Origin of the sequence: Acidovorax sacchari (assembly GCF_042847045.1) — a bacterium.
GTDB lineage: Bacteria > Pseudomonadota > Gammaproteobacteria > Burkholderiales > Burkholderiaceae_C > Paracidovorax > Paracidovorax sacchari.
Genome location: NZ_AP035783.1, coordinates 3,672,344 through 3,690,676 on the forward strand (window position 1 = coordinate 3,672,344; position 18,333 = coordinate 3,690,676).

Consider the following 18,333-nt stretch of genomic DNA (forward strand, 5'->3'; position numbering starts at 1 on the left):
ATCCGGGCACCGATGGCCCATGGATGGACGTCACGCCCTGCAGCCGCCCCCTTACCTGGCGCTTGCAGGGTGACCACATGGCGTGGCGCTCAGCAGTTGAGCTTGTCCAGCGAGGACAGCACTTCGATGAGCGCGGGCGTGAGCCGCACCGTGCTCGATCCGCAGCGCAGCGTGATCTCGTCGCCCGCCTCCAGCGTGATGGTCTTGGCCTTCACCGTGAGCGCGCCCGACACCTCCAGGCTGTCCGTGCCGCTCACGCTCGCCTTGCGGTCCGAGCCCACGCTCACCGAGTCGCTGCCGATGACCGTGCGGGTCCAGTTCGCGCCCACGATGTCGTTGCGCACGCCGCCGATGTTGACGCTGTAGGCCAGCCCCACGTTCACCATCTTGGCCAGGCCCACGTTCTGCATGGCCGTCATCCCGATGGTCTCGGTCTTCATCGTGCCGACCCGGATGTTCCAGCTGGTGCCTATGCGGTCCTTTTCGCTCTGCCCGACGGTCTTGCTGCGGTGGCTACCGATGCGGATGTCTTCGTTGGCGCCCACGGTCTCGTCGCGGTTGTCACCGATCGAGATCGTCTCGTTGTGGTCCACCCGCTCCTTGCGGTGGGAGTGGATGGTGACGGTCTCGTCGCCATCTACTTCCTCGGTGCGCCATCCATGCACCGTGATCTTCTCGTTCCGATCCACTGTTTCTGTCCGGTCGCGGTGGATGGTGTTCGTCTCGTCCCGGTCGATCGTCTTGCGCCGGTCCTGGCCCACCCAGTGGTCCTCGTCGTTCTCCACCTCGATGAGCTGGTCCTTCTGCGCATGCAGCCACACCTGCTCCGCGCCCTTCTTGTCCTCGAAGCGGATCGCGTTGGCGTCGCCCGCGCCGTTCTTCATCCCGTCGCCGAACGCCCCGCCCTTGCTGGACTTCGTCTTGATGCCCGACTGCGTGGCATTGCCCGGCAAGGCCCAGGGCGGCATGTTCGCCGCGTTGTAGACGCTGCCCGTGACGATGGGATAGTCCGGGTCGCCGTTCAGGAAGTCCACGATCACTTCCTGCCCGATGCGCGGGATCGAGATCGCCCCGAAGCCCGAGCCCGCCCAGCTCGTCGCCACCCGCACCCAGCAACTGGAGTTCTCGTCCATCGCCCCCAGCCGGTCCCAGTGGAACTGCACCTTGATGCGGCCGTATTCGTCGGTCCAGATTTCTTCCCCGGCCGGGCCGACCACGACGGCGGTCTGCGGACCGGTGGTTCTGGGCTTTTGCGTCTTGCGCGCGGGCGTGTACGGAAGGCTCGTGGGCTGGGCCGTGAGGCTGAATTTCTGGAAGGAGCCCTGCTCCTCGTTGTGCTTGAGCGCCTCGCCCGGCTTGGCGCTGTTGAAGGAAGAGCTGCGCGGGTTCTCGTGCAGGTGGTAGGTGACGCCGGTGATGAGGTACTGCCGGTTCTGGTCGCCGCGCGGGTAGTTATCCAGCGTGAAGGTGTAGCCTGGCGCGAGGCTCCGGTGGCGGGATTCACCCCTGACGGTGCTGTGCCCGGTCAGGCCTTCCTGCAGGCGCACGCGGGCGTACTGCTCGCCGTCGCCGTGCTGCACGTAGCCGCCCGGCCATTCGTAGATCTCGTACGCATCGTGCGCATGGCCCGGGGGCTGCTGGCGCATGTTGGAGAGGTCCGACCGGGGCTTCTTGAAGTCGTAGTCGTCGTTGTAGTACCGGCCGGGCTTGATCTCCTCGCCCAGCGTCCAGGCGTGGATGTTCTCGCGGTCGGCCGTGGCCGATTTCTCGGGCGGGTAGAACGGGATCACGGCCGCGCCCGGCAGGGGCTCGTGCCCGGCCACGATGTCGTCGGCGATCACCAGGGTGTGCTGGCCGCTCGCATGCTGGAAGTAGTAGTACGCCCCTTCATGCTCCAAGAGGCGCGAGACGAAGTCGAAGTCGCTCTCGCCGTACTGCACGCAGTAGTCCCAGGCGCGGTACGCGCGCGTGAGCTTCAACTGCATCGGATAACCGTAACGGCTCAAAACCTCTTCCACGATCTGCGGGACGGTCTTGAACTGGAAGATGCGGAAATCCTGCCGCCGCGTGGCCACCCAGAGCCAGGGCTGCAGGCGCAGGTGGTACGAATACAGCCGATGGTCCTGGCCCTGCATGCCGAAGCGCGTGACCAGGCCGTCCAGGTACCGCTTGCCGCCGCCTTCGGTCTCGATCTCCACCGTCGCCGTCTTGCCCAGCAGCGCCTTGGGATCGATGTCGCGCCCCTCCGAGAGCAGGTCGATGTCGAAGGAGAAAAGCTGGCTCAGCTCCTCGCTGCCCCGCAGCTGCCGGAAATGCAGCTGCTCTCCCAGGGGCGTCTGGATGGTGACGCGGCGTGTCATTGTCTATCGTGCAACTCCCCGGTTGCGGCAGAGTCAAGTTGTAAAAAATAACGATGATAGGAGCAGCATTGCAGGCCGCGATAGCCCCGGCAGGTAGGCAATTTGTTTCCAAAAATGTCCATCGGCCTGCCGGTTCGCTGCACTCAACGAGTGCGCGGCAGTCCTCCGACCGCTGCCCGGCAGTGCGCTCCCCACTACACTCGGTCCTTTCGCTTTCTCCCCGACGGTTTTTTCATGACGTACTGCGTCGCCATCAAGCTCAATGCCGGACTGGTCTTCCTGTCCGATTCCCGCACCAACGCCGGCCTCGACCAGATCAGCTCCTTCCGCAAGATGATGATCTACGAGCGCCCGGGCGACCGCTTCATGGTGCTGCTCTCGGCCGGTAACCTGAGCATCTCCCAATCGGTGCGGGAAATCCTGCAGACCGAGCAACTGGTGGACCGCGACGGCAGCGACCCCATCACCATCTGGAACGCCAAGAGCATGTTCGATGCCGCCCGCGTGCTGGGCTCGGCCGTGCGCCACGTGCACGAGCGCGACGGTGCGGCGCTCAAGCGCTCGGGGGTGGATTTCAATGTGTCGATGGTGTTCGGCGGCCAGATCGAGGGCGAGGGCATGCGGCTCTTCCAGGTCTATTCGGCCGGCAATTTCATCGAAGCCACGCCCGAGACACCCTACTTCCAGGTGGGCGAGTCCAAGTACGGCAAGCCCGTGCTGGACCGCGTGCTCACGCCCGACACGCCGCTGGACGAGGCCGCCAAGTGCGCGCTGGTGTCCATGGACAGCACGCTCAAGTCCAACCTCTCGGTGGGACTGCCGCTGGACCTGGTGGTGTACGAGGCCGGACGCCTCTCCACCGACAAGATCGTCTGCATCGACGAGCAGAACCCGTACTTCCGCATGGTGCGCAGCAGCTGGGGCGAACGCCTGCGCCAGGTGTTCGACAGCATCGAGGACCCGGCCTGGAACGGCGGAGCGACCTCGGTGCCGATCCTGGCGGAGACCACGCGCAGCCGGCCCCTGAAGAAGATCGGTACGCCGAGCGACAAGCTCATCTGAGGCGCCGGGCGGCGGCGCACCCCTGACTTGCCGGGCGGCCCCGCCACCCTCCGAACTTCCCGCCCTGCCCTGCCGGCCCCTTCCGCGATGACGACGCCCCTTCCGCTGGTCTTTTCCCACGCCAACAGTTTTCCGGCAGGAACGTACCGCGTGCTCTTCTCCCAGCTGCGCGATCGCGGCTTCGACGTGCATGCGGTGGACCGCTTCGGGCACGACCCGCGCTATCCGGTCACCAGCAACTGGCCCGCGCTGGTGCAGCAGCTCGCCGACTTCGCGCGGGAGCGGGCGGACCGCGCGGGCGGGCCGGTGTTCCTGGTGGGGCATTCGCTGGGCGGTTTCCTCAGCGTGATGGCGGCGGCGCGGCATCCGGAACTCGCGCGCGGCGTGGTGATGGTGGATTCCCCGCTCATCGGCGGCTGGCGCGCCGGGGCGCTGGGCATGGCCAAGCGCACGCAGGTGGTGGGCGCGGTTTCGCCGGGCAAGATCAGCCGGGCGCGCCGCAACCGCTGGGACAGTGCCGAGGACGCCTTCGAGCATTTCCGGCGCAAGAAGGCCTTCGCGCATTGGGACGAGGCGGTGCTGCGCGACTATGTGGACCACGGGCTGCGACCGCACGGGGACGGCGGCGTGGCCCTGCACTTCGAGCGCGAGGTGGAGACCGCCATCTACAACACCCTGCCCCACAACCTGGGCCGGCTGCTGTCCACGCACCCGCTGCGCTGCCCGGCCGCATTCATCGGCGGGCTGGGCTCCGAGGAACTGCGGCAGGTGGGCATGGAATTCACACGCCGCGTGACGCGGGGCCGCATCACCATGCTCGAGGGAAGCCATCTGTTCCCGATGGAGCAGCCCCGCGCCACGGCTGCGGCCGTCGAGGCCGCGGTGCTCAACCTGATCGGCGTGCCGGCGGGCTGAAGCGGCGAGGCGGAGCGAGGGCTGGCGCACGGCAAGGCGCTGTGCCGCCCGGTGGGCATCTCCCGCCCTCCGGAACGGAAGCCGGAAAAAATCACGGACGCAGGGGCCCGCGATCCCCTACACTGCGGCGCAAGCTGGTTACATATGGACACAGAGGTGCCGCCATCCGAACCCTGCGCAGCGAACGCAGGCGGGCGACGCTCCGTTTTTCCGCGGGTCGCCCGCAGTCCTGGCTCCTGCTGACCCGCCATGCCCGAGCCTGCCACCTGATCCAAACGAGGGAATCCCGCCATGGCCCAACGAAAGAGTCCTGCCCGCCTTGCCAAAGACCGGCGCGTCGCGCACCTGCGCGGCCTCGCCGCCGCCAACGGATCGGCCGACACCCCGTGGCCGTGGGACGCGCTGATCGCGCTCGAGGATGAACTGGTCGGGCGGGTCGTGCTGCCCGGCAGTGCGGACTACGACGAGGCCCGGCAGGAGTCGAACCCTGCGTTCCAGGCCTATCCGCTGCTCATCATCTATTGCGAGTGCGAAGACGACGTGATGCTGAGCCTGGCCTTCGCCAGGACCTGGAAGGCCTGGGTCGCGGTCCGCTGCGGGGGCCACAGCACGGCCGGCTATTCGGTCAACCAGATGGGCGTGGTCATCGACCTGAGCGATCTCAGCGGCGTGATGATCGACCCGGGCGCCGAACGGGTGCACGTGCTCCCGGGCACGGATTTCGACCATTTCAACGGCGCCATGGGCGCGACGGGCTGGCACGTGCCGACGGGCGCCTGCGGCAATGTCTGCGTGGGAGGCTTCGTGCAGGGCGGGGGCTACGGCTACACGTCGCGGGCATACGGCATCCAGAGCGACCTGGTGGAGTCGATGCGCGTGGCCCTGGCCGACGGCCGGATCGTGACGGCCAGCGCGACGGAGAACGCCGAGCTGTACTGGGCCATGCGGGGCGGCACGGGCGGCAACTTCGGGGTGCTGCTGCAGGTCACCTACCGCATGGTGCGGCTGCCGAGCGTCTGGGCCTGGGCCATTTCCTGGGAAGCCGCCGACGCCGCCGACGTGCTCGTGCTGCTGCAGGAGCAATTCATGCGCACCGGCGCGCCGGACGAACTGGGCTACATGATGAACCTGGGCTTCCGCGACGGAAAGCCGGTGTTCATGATCCAGGGCATGTACTGCGGTTCACGCGAAAAGGGCTTGCTGGCCATTGATGCGCTGCTGAAGTTTCCGACGGCCAGGCTGCTCGTGGACCGCAGCGGCAGCTACCCCGCCATGAACCGGTACCTGGACGACCACCCCTACGACCTGCCCCAGGGCCTGACGGAAGGCACCTGCGAAAGCAAGGCCTGCGGCTACCTGGACAGGCAGCTGACCAAGGCGCAGTGGCAGTCCGTGATCGACTACTTCGCCACGTCGCCCAACACGTATTCGATGGCCTACCTGGAGCCCTACGGCGGCGCGATCGAACGCTATCCGGTGGAGGACAGCGCATTCATCCACCGCCACGTGGACGCGGATTTCGTGATGGACGTGTTCTGGACCAAACCGGAAGACCGCGCGGCAGTGCAAAACTGGCTGACGGGATTCCAGGCCCTGATGCGCCCGATGCTGACCGGCAAGGTGTACCAGAACTATCCGGACGGCTCGCTCCAGGACTACGTGGACGCCTACTGGGACCAGGATGTGTACGCCCGGCTCCAGAGGGTCAAGCGGGCCTACGATCCGGACAACTTCTTCCACTTCGCGCAGAGCGTGAAGCCGTAGGCACGGCGCGGGCACGGAGCGGGCGGCCCGCCCTCCCCTGCTCCGCTCAGCCCTGGCCCGCGTAGCACACGCAGCCGGGGCCGGACCGCTTGGCGGCGTACATGGCCTGGTCGGCGCGGGTCATGAGCAGTTCGATATCGCCCGCGAGCGGCGGGTGCATGGCAACGCCGATGCTCGCGCCCACGCACACGTCGTGGCCCCCGACATCCATGGGCTCGGAAATGGCCGAGATGATGCGCGAGCCGATCTGCCCGGCGAGGTCCGCCTGCACGTCGGTGTCGAGCATCACCAGGAATTCGTCGCCGCCCAGGCGGGCCACGGTGTCGTTGCCGCGCACGGCATGGGCCAGCCGGCGGGCCACGTAGCGCAGCACCTCGTCGCCGACCTTGTGGCCGTGCCCGTCGTTGATCTTCTTGAAGCCGTCGAGGTCGATGAACAGCAGCGCGACCGCGCCTCCGCGCGTGCGAATCTCCGACAGCGAGCGCTCGAAGCGGTTGTGGAAGGCCGAGCGGTTGTGCAGGCCCGTGAGCGAGTCGTGGTTGGCGAGGTAGTGCTGCTGCCGCGATATCTCCATCTTGGCCGAGATGTCCTGCACCAGCGACATGATCGAGGTCACGCGGCCGATCTCGTCGGTGAGCGCCGAGTTGAACCACTCGCAATGGACCTCGGTGCCGTCCGCGCGCAGCAGGCTCGATTCCACCCGGTTGCGGGTGGCCCGGCCGGAGCGCAGTTCGGAGAACGCCTGGGACAGATGGTGATCCATGGCGGAGGTGCCGGGCAGCTCGTGCAGGCGGCGGCGCTCGATCTGCACCAGGTCCTGCCAGCCCATGAGTTCGATGGCGCGGCGCGAGCAGCGCAGCACGCGGAGCTGGTCGTCCATCTCGAGCACGGCCAGGGGGCTGTTGTCCATGTGCGAGGACAGCCGCTGGTTGGCCGCGCGCAGCGCGTTCATCGCGACCTGCAGTTCGTCCACGTCCAGCGCGGCCGTGACGAAGCCGACGATGTCCCCGCGCGTGTCCCGCCAGGGGGACAGGCAGATCGTGCGCCAGGATTCGCGCCCTTCCGGGTCGAGCACCAGCCGCTGGTAGCTCACCCGCTCGCCCAGCAGCACGCGCTGCACGTACGGCATGAAGCGGGAGTGGTTGTATTCCCCGTAGAGCTCGAAGAGGGTCTTGCCGACGATGTCGGAGGGCGCGGCGCGGAACCAGCGGGCGTACTCGTCGTTGACATAGACGACGCGCTCGGCACGGGAAATGACGGCAACGGTGGCGCCCACATTGCGCGTGAGCAGGCTGAGCATGTCAGTGTCTGAAATGTCCGGCGCCATCCCGGCAACGGAAGACATGCCGTCCAGCGGCAATGGATTCGGCGTCATGGTGGACAGCGGTTCCTCTACCGTCCGGCTCCTGCCTCCGCATGCGCGGTACGGCCGGCAGGCCCGGACCCTGTCTGCGTCATCCCCCGTCGAATGCAGCGCTACCAGGGGCCCTCGATAGCGCTCAGCTTATCACTTTCCTTTTCACATAGCAGCACGTGCTATGCAGTGATATGAAACCGGCATGCGAACGCCTTCCGTGCCGCGGCGCGGAAAGTCATTCCGCCCAGTGTACCCAGCCGGTCCAGGCTGTGGCAAGCACCACGATGCCGAAAACGATGCGGTAATAGGCGAAGGGCACGAAGCTGTGGGTGCTGATGTAGCGCAGCAGCCAGCGCACGCACAGCCAGGCGCTCGCGAACGAGAACAGCAGGCCCACGGCGAACATCGGCAGGTCGGCCATCGACAGCAGGTGCCGCTCCTTGTAGAGGCTGTACACGCCCGCGCCGATCAGCGTGGGGATTGCCAGGAAGAACGAGAAATCGGTGGCGGCCCTGCGCGACAGGCCCAGCAGCATGCCGCCGATGATGGTGGCGCCGCTGCGGCTCGTGCCCGGCACCATGGCCAGGCACTGCACCAGCCCGACCTTCAGCGCGTCCAGCGGGGTCATCTCGTCCACGGAGTCCACGCGCACGGCGCCGGGGGCCCGCCGCTCGGCCCAGAGGATGACGAAACCGCCCAGGATGAAGGTGGATGCCACGACCACCGGGGTGAAGAGGTGCTCCTTGATCGCCTTGCCGAAGATCAACGCGAGCACCACGGCCGGCAGGAAGCCGATGAGCACATTGAGGGCGAAGCGCCGGGCCCGGGGCTGGGTGGGCAGCGCCACCAGGGTGTCGCTGATCTTCTGCCAGTACACCAGCACGACCGCGAAGATCGCGCCGGTCTGGATGGCGATGTCGAATACCTTGGCCTTGTCATCGTCGAAACCGAGCAGCGCGCCCGCGAGGATCAGGTGGCCGGTGGAGGAGATGGGGAGAAACTCGGTCAGGCCCTCGACCACGCCCATGACGGCGGCCTTGGCCAGCAAGATGAAATCCACGGAAATCCTTTTTCGTGTGGTGGGGACAGCAGCCGCGGATTATCGGTTCTCGGCATCGCCCTGCGCGGCCGTGGCGGCGCCCCCGCCCTCCATCCAGGGGGCCTGCCACCCGCCGCCCAGGGCCTGGATGAGCGATGCCACCGCGAGCTGGCGGCTCACCTGCAGCTGCAGCAGGGCGCGCCGCGCGGACAGCGCCGATACCTGGGCGGTGACCACGTCGGTGTAGCTCACCTGCCCGGCGCGGTAGCGGTTGAGCATCTGCTCCTCGGTGCGCTGGGCGGCGGACACGGCCTCCTGCCGCAGCGGCTCCTGCGCCTGCAGGGTGCGCACTGCCGTGAGCTGGTCTTCCACCGTCTGGAAGGCACCCAGCACCGTCTGGCGGTAGTTGGCCACGCGCGCGTCGCGGGCCGCGCGCGCCTGGTCCACGCGCGCAGCGATGGCACCGGCGTCGAACACCGTCTGTGCGGCCGACAGGCCCAGCGACCACAGCGCGCCGGAGGCGCTGAACAGGTCGCCCAGGCCGGTGCCGCTGCGCCCCAGGGACGCCGTGAGGCTGAAGCTGGGGAAGTAGGCGGAACGCTGCACGCCGATCTGCGCGTTGGCGGCGGCGACGGCGCGCTCGGCCGCGGCGATGTCCGGGCGGCGCTCGAGCAGGGTCGATGGCAGCCCCGCGGGCACCGCGGGCACGCTGGCCACCCAGGTGCCGGCAGGCAGGCTGAATGCGGCCGGCGGCTGGCCCGCCAGTACGGCGATGGCGTGCTCGTAGCCGGCACGGTTGCGCTGGGCGGTGGCGAGATCGGCGCGGGCGTTGGCGAGCTGGGTGCGCGCCTGCAGCACATCCGACTGCGCGGCCACGCCGGCGTCATAGCGGTTCTGGGCGATGCGCAGGGCGCGGTCGTAGGCCTGTACCGTGTCGCTCAGCAACGCGGCCTCGGCATCCGCCTCGCGCAGCTGGAAGTACGCAGCCACGAGCGAACCCACGGCCGAGAGCCGCGCCGCGGCGAGGTCCGCCTCGCTGGCCTGGGCACTGGCCCGGGCGCTGTCCACGGTGCTGCCCAGGCGCCCCCACACGTCCGGCGCCCAGGTCGCGCCCAGCGCCGCCTGGGCCGTGGTGCCATTGCGCGCGGAGCCCTCTCCGCCCGCGCGGGTCTCGCTGGCCGACAGGCTCAACCCTGGCAGCAGGCCGGCGCGCTGCTCGCGCACCAGGCCCTGGGCCTGGGCATAGGCGGCCACGGCCGCGGCGATGTTCTGGTTCGATACCTGCACCTGGGCGGCGAGGCGGTTCAGTTCCTCGTCACCGAACAGCGTCCACCAGTCGCCGCGGTCGGCGGCGTCGGAGGGCGCGGCCGGCTGCCAGAGCGCCCCCGCCTCCTTGAAGGCGGTGGGCATGGGGGTGGCGAGCGCCGGGGGCTGGTACGGCGGCGCGACCGAGCAGGCGGCCAGCCAGGCCGGCAGCAGCGCCGCGGCGCAGGCGCGCAACATGCGCGGGGCGAACGGCGCGCGGGCCACCGGGCGGGCGGCCAGGGCGGGCCGGGGGACTGAAGGATCGAAGGTCATGGGTGTTGCGCGGGCACGGCCGGTGCCGTGTCGGCGGCGCGGCTGAGGTGTCGTTCGTTGCCGGAGGGGCGGCGGAGCCGGTCGAGCAGCACATAGACCACGGGCGTGGTCAGCAGCGTGAGCAGCTGGCTGGCGATCAGCCCGCCGATGATGGCCACGCCCAGGGGCTGGCGCAGTTCGGAACCCTGCCCGAAGCCGATGGCCAGCGGCAGCGCGCCCAGGGCGGCGGCCAGGGTGGTCATCAGGATGGGGCGGAAGCGCAGCATGCAGGCCTCGCGCACCGCCTGCGTGGCCGACAGGCCGCGCGCGCGCTCGGCCTCCAGCGCGAAGTCGATGATGAGGATGGCGTTCTTCTTCACGATGCCGATCAGGAGGAACACACCGATGAGCGCGATGATGGTGAACTGCATGTTGAACAGCAGCAGCGCGAGCACCGCGCCCACGCCGGCCGACGGCAGCGTGGTGAGCACGGTGACGGGGTGGATCAGGCTTTCGTAGAGGATGCCCAGCACGATGTAGATCACCACGATGGCCGCCAGGATCAGGAAGAACTGCTGCCCCTGCGTCTGCTGGAAACTGCGCGCCGTGCCCTCGAAGCTGCCGCGCACGTTCGTGGGCATGGCGATGTCGGCCTCGGCCTGCGCGACGATCTGCCGCGCCTCGCCGAGCGAGGTGTTGCCGTCCAGGTTGAACGAGATGGTGGTGGCCAGTTCGCCATCCTGGTGGCTGATGGAGGTGGGAGAGGAACGCTCCACCACCTTCGCGATGGCCGAGAGCGGCACCATGCTTTCCTGGGTGTTGGCCAGCACCTGCCCGGTGGACGCTCCGCGCTGGCCGGGGTTGGCCGGCGAGCCCGTGGCACCCGACGGGTTGGCGGGCACGAAGACGTCCTTGAGCGCCGGCGGGCCGCGCGTGTAGCCGGGCGCCCACTCCATGATGACCGAGTACTGGTTCAGCTCGCTGTAGATGGTGGCCACGGACCGCTGGCCGAACGCGTTGTAGAGCGCCGCGTCGATGGCCGCCGCGCTCACGCCCAGGCGTGCGGCGCTGTCGCGGTCCACTTCCACGTAGGTTTCCGAGCCGTTGTCGGCCTGGTCGGTGTCCACGTCGGTGAGCAGCGCCTCCTGCTTCAGGCGCTCGGCCAGCTTGGTCGCCCAGACGCGCATGTCGGCGAGGTTGTCGCTCTTGAGCGTGTACTGGTAGGTGGAATTGCTGGAGCGCCCGCCCATGCGCAAATCCTGCACGGGCGAGAGGAAGACCTGCAGGCCGGTGAGCGCGGCGAGCTGCGGCCGCAGCCGGCCGACCACGGCCATGCTGGGATCGCTGCGCTCGGACACGGGCTTGAGGTTGACGAACATGAAGCCGCCGCCCGCGCGCCCTCCCCCGGAAAATCCCACCACGGTGTCCACGGCCGGATCCTTGCGGATGATGTCCACGGCCTGGCGCAGCTTGCCCGCCAGCGCCCCGGACGAGATGCTCTGGTCCGCGCGCAGGCCGGCCACGAGCTGGCCGTTGTCCTGCTGCGGGAAAAAGCCCTTGGGAATATGGCTGAACAGGTACACGTTGAGGCCGATCACTGCGAACAGGATCACGATGACGAGCGCCTTGCTCGCCAGCGCCCAGTCCAGCGCGTGGCCGTAGCCGCGCAGCACCGCATCCTGCGCGGCGACGGTCCAGCGGGCGAAGCGGCCCCGGGGCCGGGGTGGCGCGCCCGCGTGGCCGTCCGCGCCTCCCGGGCCTTCCGAGCGCAGCAGCCAGGCGCACATCATGGGCGTGGTGGTCAGCGAGATCACGAGCGAGATCGCCACCGCCACCGAGAGCGTGACCGCGAACTCGCGGAACAGCCGGCCCACCTGCCCGTCCATGAAGAGCAGCGGGATGAACACCGCGACGAGCGACAGGCTGATGGACAGCACGGTGAAGCCGACCTCGCGCGCGCCCAGCAGGGCCGCCTCCATGCGGTCCATGCCGGCCTCGATGTGGCGGCTGGTGTTCTCCAGCACCACGATGGCGTCGTCCACCACGAAGCCGGTGGCCACCGTGAGGGCCATGAGGCTGAGGTTGTTCAGGCTGAAGCCCAGCAGGTACATGATGCCGAAAGTGCCCAGCAGCGAGACCACGGTGGCCACCGCCGGGATGACCGTGGCGCGGGCCTTGCGCAGGAACAGCCCCACCACCAGCACCACCAGCGCGATGGAGACCATCAGGGTGACCTCGATCTCGCGCAGCGAGGCACGGATGGAGTTCGTGCTGTCCGAGGCCACGGCGATGCGGATGTCCTGCGGCAGCTGCGCCTGCAGCGAGGGGATGAGCGCGCGCACGCCGTCCACCGTCTGGATGATGTTGGCGCCCGGCTGGCGCGTGATGAGCACGACGATGGCCGGCTCGCCGTTGAAGAGGCCGAGCGTGCGGGTGTTCTCCACGCCGTCGATCACCTTCGCCACATCGCCCAGGCGCACCGGTGCGCCGTCGCGCCAGGCGATGACGAGGTCCGCGTAGTCGGCGGCGCGCCGCGACGGCGACGGGGTGTAGATCTGCATGCGCCGGCCGTCGCTCTCGATGGCGCCCTTGGGCCGGTTGGCGTTGGCCGCCTGGATGGCGGCGCGCACGTCCTCCGAGCCGATGCCGTAGCGGTTCAGCGCGAACGGCAGCAGTTCCACGCGCACGGCGGGCAGCGAGCCGCCGCCGATTTCCACGTCGCCCACGCCCTCCACCTGCGAGATGCGCTGGCTGACCACGTTGGAGACGGCGTCGTAGATCTCGCCCGGGGTGCGCGACCTGGAGGTGAGCGCGAGGATGATGACCGGCGAATCCGCCGGGTTGATCTTGCGGTAGGTGGGGTTGCTGCGCAGGGTGGCGGGCAGGTCCGCCCGCGAGGCGTTGATGGCGGCCTGCACTTCGCGCGCGGCGCTGTCGATCTTGCGGTTCAGGTCGAACTGCAGGCTGATGCGCGCCGAGCCGCTCGAGCTGGAGGACGTCATCTCGTTCACGCCCGCGATCACGCCCAGGCGCCGCTCCAGCGGCGTCGCCACGCTGGTGGCCATGGTCTCCGGGCTGGCGCCGGGCAGGTTGGCCGAGACGGAGATGGCCGGATAGTCCACCTGCGGCAGCGGCGCCACCGGCAGCAGGAAGAACGCCGCGATGCCCGCCAGCGCCATGCCGATGGTGAGCAGCACCGTGGCCACGGGCCGCTCGACGAAGGGGCGCGAGAGGTTCACGGGCGGCCCTCCCCGGCCGGTGCGGCCGGCGGCGCCAGTACAGCAGGCGCCTCAGCGGGCACCTCGGGCGCCGCGGCCGTGCCCCGGCCCGTCCAGCGGCGGCCCAGCCGGTCGAAGGCGAGGTAGATCACCGGCGTGGTGAAGAGCGTGAGCAACTGGCTCAGCACCAGCCCGCCGAAGATCGCCAGGCCCAGCGGACGGCGCAGTTCGGCGCCCTCGCCCCAGCCCAGCATCAGCGGCAGCGCGGCGAACAGCGCGGCCAGCGTGGTCATGAGGATGGGACGGAAGCGCAGCAGCGCGGCCTGATGAATGGCCTCGTGCGGCGGCAGCCCCTGGCCGCGCTCGGCGTCGATGGCGAAGTCGATCATCATGATCGCGTTCTTCTTGACGATGCCGATCAGCAGGATGATGCCGATGATGCCGATCACCCCGAGGTCGTTGCCCGTGAGCATGAGCGCGAGCAGCGCGCCCACGCCGGCCGAGGGCAGCGTCGAGAGGATGGTGAGCGGGTGCACGTAGCTCTCGTAGAGTACGCCCAGCACGATGTAGACGCAGACCATCGCGGCCAGGATCAGCCAGAGCTGGCTGGTGAGCGACTTCTCGTAGGCACCGGCCGCGCCCTGGAACTGCATCGACAGGCCCGCGGGCATGCCGATCTCCTTCGCCGCGGCGCGGATCGCATCGACCGATTCGCCCAGGGAGGCGCCATCGGCCCTGTCGAAGCCCAGCGTGGCCGCCGGATATTGCGCCACGCGCGTGATCTGCAGGGGCGCGGGCTGCTCGCGGATGGTCGCCACGGCCGACAGCGGCGTGGGCGCCCCGCCACCCGTGCGCAGCGGCAGCGTGCCCAGCGCCTCGGGGCTGGACAGCCCCTCCTTCTGCGCCTCCAGGATCACGCGGTACTGGTTGGTCTCGGTGAAGATGGTGGAGACGATGCGCTGGCCGAAGGCGCTGTAGAGGGTGTCGTCCACCGAACTGGCGGTGACCGAGAGGCGCGCGGCCGTGGCCCGGTCGATGTCCACGAAGGCCGAGAGGCCCTGCGCGCCCGCGTCGGTGGTGGCGTTGCGCACCTGCGGCACCGTCCGCAGGCGCTCCACCAGCTTGTTCGTCCAGGCGTTCACCTCGGCGGAATCGACGCCGCCGATGGTGGCGCGGTATTCCGTGGGCCCGGTTTCCGCGTCGATGGTCAGGTCCTGCGTCGGCTGCAGGTACAGCGTGACGCCCGCCACGGCATTCACCCGGTCGCGCAATCGCCGCATGACCGCCTCCTGGCTGTCCCGCCCCGCCTTGAGGTTGATGAGCAGGCTGCCCGTGTTGAGCATGGCGTTGTTGGCGCCGTCCACCCCCACGAAGGAACTGAGCGAGGCCACGTCGGGGTCCTGCAGGATGGCGCGCACGGCCTCCTGCTGCAGTCCGCTCATGCGCTCGAACGAGACGTCCTGCGCCGCCACCAGGCGGCCCTGCAGCTGGCCCGTGTCCTGCGTGGGAAACAGCCCCTTGGGGATGAAGATGTACAGCACCACGGTAAGCGCCAGCGTCAGCAGGGCCACGACGAGTGTCGCGCCCTGGCGGCGCAGCACCCACTGCAGCCAGACGTCGTAGCGGGCGATCACGCGGTCGAAGCCGCGCTGGATGGCGCCGCCCAGCCCGCGCGGCGGGGTGTCGGGCACGGCGCGCAGCCAGCGCGCGGACATCATCGGCACCAGGGTGAGCGAGACCACCGCCGAGATCAGGATGGTGAGCGCCAGCGTCACCGCGAACTCGCGGAACAGGCGGCCCACCACGTCGCTCATGAACAGCAGCGGGATCAGCACCGCGATCAGCGACACGGTGAGCGAGATGATGGTGAAGCCGATCTGCGTGGCGCCCTTGAGCGCGGCCTGGAACGGCGGCTCGCCCTCTTCGATGTACCGGGCGATGTTCTCGATCATCACGATGGCGTCGTCCACCACGAAGCCGGTGGCGATGGTGAGCGCCATCAGGCTCAGGTTGTTCAGGCTGTAGCCCAGCAGGTACATCACGCCGCAGGTGCCGATGAGCGAGATCGGCACGGCCAGGCTGGCGATGACCGTGGCGCGCAGGCTGTGCAGGAAGAAGAAGATCACCAGCACCACCATCAGCACGGCGAGCACCAGTTCCATCTCGACGTGGTGGACGGACGCACGGATGCCCGTGGTGCGGTCCGAGAGCACCTGCACGTCCAGGCCTGCGGGCAGCCCGGCCTGCAGCTCGGGCAGCTGGCGCCGGATGCTGTCCACCGTGGAAATCACGTTGGCGCCCGGCTGGCGCTGCACGTTCAAAATGATCGCAGGCGTCAATGTGGCCCCCACGCTCCCGGCTTCGCCTGGTTCGCTGCCCCCCGGGGGGGCCTCCGCTTGCTTGGGGCGGCCCGGCGCGGCGCGGACGCCGGCCCAGGCGCGCAGCCGGTCGTTCTCGGCCCCGTTCACCACGCGGGCGACATCGACCATGCGGACCGGCGCGCCGTTCTTCCAGGACACGATGAGCCGCTTGTAGTCGTCCACCGTGAGGAGCTGGTCGTTGGCGTTGATGGTGTAGGCGCGCTGCGGACCGTCGAAGCTGCCCTTGGCGCTGTTGGCATTGGCCGCCGAGATGGCGGTGCGCAGCGTGTCCAGCCCGATGCCATAGGAGGCCAGCGCCTTGGTGTCGGCCTGGATGCGCACCGCAGGCCGCTGTCCACCGGCCAGGGTCACCAGGCCCACGCCCTGCACCTGGCTGATCTTCTGCGCCAGCCGCGTGTTCACGAGGTTCTGTACCTCGGTGAGCGGCATGGTGTCGGAGCTGATCGCCAGCGTGAGCACCGGCGCGTCGGCCGGGTTCACCTTGGCGTAGACCGGCGGCGCGGGCAGGTCGGTGGGCAGCAGCGAGGAGCCGGCATTGATGGCCGCCTGCACTTCCTGCTCGGCGATGTCGATGGCCAGGCCCAGGTCGAACTGCAGCGTGACGATGGACACCCCCGCGGCGCTGGTGGAGGCCATGCGGGCCAGGCCGGGCATCTGCCCGAACTGCCGCTCCAGCGGCGCGGTGACGTTGCGGCTCATGACCTCCGGGCTGGCGCCGGGATAGAGCGTCTGCACCTGGATGGTCGGGTAGTCCACCTGCGGCAGGGCCGACAGGGGCAGGAAGCGGAATCCCACCAGCCCCGCCAGCACGATGGCCAGCATGAGGAGCGCGGTGGCGACGGGCCGCTCGATGAAGGGACGCGAGGGACTCATGGACGGGAGCGCGCGCGGGGATCAGGAACGGCTGGCAGGCGCCGACGCCGCCGCGGCGGCCGGAGCGGACGCGGCCGGCGCCGCTTCACCGGCATCCGGGCGTTGCCGGTGGCGGTGCGGTGCGCCATCGGCACCGCCGCGCTCCGCGCCTGCCGGCCAGGACGCACCGGAAGCCCGCCCGCGCCGCCCCGGCGCTCCCTGGGCCCCTCCCGGCCCGCCGGGCTCCTGCAGCTGCACGCGCGCGCCGTCGCGCAGGCGGTCGCCGCCTTCGGTCACCACGCGCTCGCCGGGCTTCAGGCCTTCCGCGATCGCCACCCACTCCACCGTGGACTGGCCGCGCCGCACCTTGCGCAGCGTCACCGTGCGGTCGTCGTTGATCACGTACACGAAGTCGCCGTTCGCCCCGGTCCGCACCGCGGTCACGGGCACCACCAGGGCCTCCACCTCGCGCAGTTCCATCCGCACGTTCACGAACTGGTTGGGGAAGAGCCGGCTGTCGGCGTTGGCGAAACGCGCCTTGGCCTTCACGGTACCGGTGGCGGTGTCCACCAGGTTGTCCAGGGTGGAGAAGCGGCCCTGGGCGAGGTCCGTGGTGCGGGTGCGGTCCTTGGCCACCACCGGCAACCCCGCGGCGCCCGCCTCGGTGGCTGCGGTCTGCACGTCGGCGACGCGGTCCTGCGGGATGGAGAACTGCACGTCGATCGGCATGGTCTGGGTGATGGTGGCCAGGCCCGTGGTATCGCCCATGGTCACGTAATTGCCCGCATCCACGGAACGCAGGCCGATGCGGCCCGCGGCCGGCGCCGTCACGCGCGTGTAGCCGAGGTTGAGGCGCGCGGTGCGCTCCTGCGCGCGGTCGGTCATCACGGTGCCTTCCAACTGCTTGACCAGCGCGGCCTGCGTGTCCACGTCCTGCCGGGCGATGGAGTCCTGCGACAGCAGGGTGCGATAACGCTCCAGGGTGATGCGCGCGTTCTCCAGCTGCGCCTCGTCGCGCCGCAGCGTGCCCTCGGCCTGCATCAGCGCCTGCTCGTAGGGGCGCGGATCGACCTGCGCGAGCACCTGGCCCTTGCGCACCATCTGCCCTTCGGTGAACAGCACCTCGGTGAGCACGCCCGCCACCTGGGGGCGGAGCGTGACGGTGGCGACCGGCGTCACCGTGCCCAGGGCCTCGATGGCCACCGGCAGGCGCATCAGGCGGGCCGTCGCCTCGCCCACGGTGACCAACGCGCGGCCGCCGCCGGGCGCGGCGCCGGCCGGGCGGGCCGGCCCGCCCGGTCCGCCCGCGGCGGGAAAGCCCGGGCCGGCCACCGGCGCCTTGGAGCGCTGCACCAGCCACCAGGCGCCCGCGCACAGCAGGGCCACGGCCAGCACCGCCACCGTGGCGCCGAGCCATCGGGCGCGCCGGCCGGGCGGCCGCGGGCCTCCTTCGGGACCGGGCACGGGGGCAGCGGAGGGAGCGGCGTGGGGGTCGTTGGGGCTCATGGGCTTCGGATACGGTGGCGACGGCGGAAAGGGCGGACGGCCATGCCGCCACGCCTGCAGGTTCCCGGAGGACTGCGCCCCGATCGTAGAAGCTCAACGTGGCGTTTTGCCCGCTGCCATGCGAAGAAACGTAAATCCCCTACACCGGGCGGCCCCGCGTCGGCCGCCGGCACCCGCCGGAGCACCGCTGGCGCCACGCGGGTCACGGTCCGTCGCACCGCGCTGGCCGCGCGGGCCGGGCCGCGGCACAGTCGGCGGACATCGACCCCCCGCCCCCCCGCCGCAGGACTCCGGCGGGGCGCACAATCCGCAAGCGGGCGCT

General features: G+C 69.7%; 10 protein-coding genes. 3 read left to right on the plus strand and 7 right to left on the minus strand.

The features are described 5' to 3' along the window. Positions 1-89: 89 nt before the first annotated feature. A complete protein-coding gene (locus ACGHC0_RS16335) occupies positions 90-2,360 on the minus strand; it encodes a type VI secretion system Vgr family protein (RefSeq protein ID WP_415266166.1) in 2,271 nt (756 codons plus the stop codon). A gap of 234 nt (positions 2,361-2,594) precedes the next feature. On the opposite strand from ACGHC0_RS16335, the gene ACGHC0_RS16340 reads away from it, so the two are divergent. The 3 genes from ACGHC0_RS16340 to ACGHC0_RS16350 all read left to right on the plus strand — a co-directional run bounded on the left by ACGHC0_RS16340 (position 2,595) and on the right by ACGHC0_RS16350 (position 6,101). Next, positions 2,595-3,422, plus strand: coding sequence for a peptidase (locus tag ACGHC0_RS16340; protein ID WP_368351976.1), 828 nt, complete (start codon positions 2,595-2,597; stop codon positions 3,420-3,422). An 87-nt stretch (positions 3,423-3,509) separates the two neighbouring features. Then, complete coding sequence (locus ACGHC0_RS16345; RefSeq protein ID WP_415266167.1) at positions 3,510-4,337, plus strand: alpha/beta hydrolase; 828 nt, start codon at positions 3,510-3,512, stop codon at positions 4,335-4,337. A 291-nt stretch (positions 4,338-4,628) separates the two neighbouring features. After that, positions 4,629-6,101 carry an FAD-binding oxidoreductase gene (locus ACGHC0_RS16350; protein WP_415266168.1) on the plus strand — a complete coding sequence of 491 codons (1,473 nt, stop codon included), beginning with the start codon at positions 4,629-4,631 and terminating at the stop codon, positions 6,099-6,101. A gap of 46 nt (positions 6,102-6,147) precedes the next feature. Here ACGHC0_RS16350 and ACGHC0_RS16355 read toward each other — a convergent pair whose 3' ends face one another. The 6 genes from ACGHC0_RS16355 to ACGHC0_RS16380 all read right to left on the minus strand — a co-directional run bounded on the left by ACGHC0_RS16355 (position 6,148) and on the right by ACGHC0_RS16380 (position 18,011). Next, positions 6,148-7,476 (minus strand): diguanylate cyclase domain-containing protein, encoded by a 1,329-nt coding sequence (locus tag ACGHC0_RS16355; protein WP_368351979.1) that lies wholly within the window; start codon positions 7,474-7,476, stop codon positions 6,148-6,150. Positions 7,477-7,693: 217 nt separating this feature from the next. Continuing rightward, complete coding sequence (locus ACGHC0_RS16360) at positions 7,694-8,518, minus strand: undecaprenyl-diphosphate phosphatase (RefSeq protein ID WP_415266169.1); 825 nt, start codon at positions 8,516-8,518, stop codon at positions 7,694-7,696. A 39-nt stretch (positions 8,519-8,557) separates the two neighbouring features. Then, the gene (locus tag ACGHC0_RS16365) at positions 8,558-10,075 is read right to left on the minus strand and encodes an efflux transporter outer membrane subunit (protein ID WP_415266170.1); all 1,518 of its coding nucleotides are present in this window, start codon (positions 10,073-10,075) and stop codon (positions 8,558-8,560) included. Beyond that, positions 10,072-13,293: an efflux RND transporter permease subunit gene (locus ACGHC0_RS16370; protein ID WP_415266171.1), complete on the minus strand. Its 3,222-nt coding sequence runs from the start codon at positions 13,291-13,293 to the stop codon at positions 10,072-10,074. Before ACGHC0_RS16370 ends, ACGHC0_RS16365 begins: the two co-directional genes overlap by 4 nt. Then, a complete protein-coding gene (locus ACGHC0_RS16375; protein WP_415266172.1) occupies positions 13,290-16,526 on the minus strand; it encodes an efflux RND transporter permease subunit in 3,237 nt (1,078 codons plus the stop codon). The genes ACGHC0_RS16370 and ACGHC0_RS16375 overlap by 4 nt, the downstream gene beginning before the upstream one ends. Positions 16,527-16,547: 21 nt before the next feature. After that, on the minus strand, positions 16,548-18,011 hold the full coding sequence (locus ACGHC0_RS16380) for an efflux RND transporter periplasmic adaptor subunit (RefSeq protein WP_415266173.1): 1,464 nt from the start codon (positions 18,009-18,011) through the stop codon (positions 16,548-16,550). Positions 18,012-18,333: the final 322 nt, after the last annotated feature.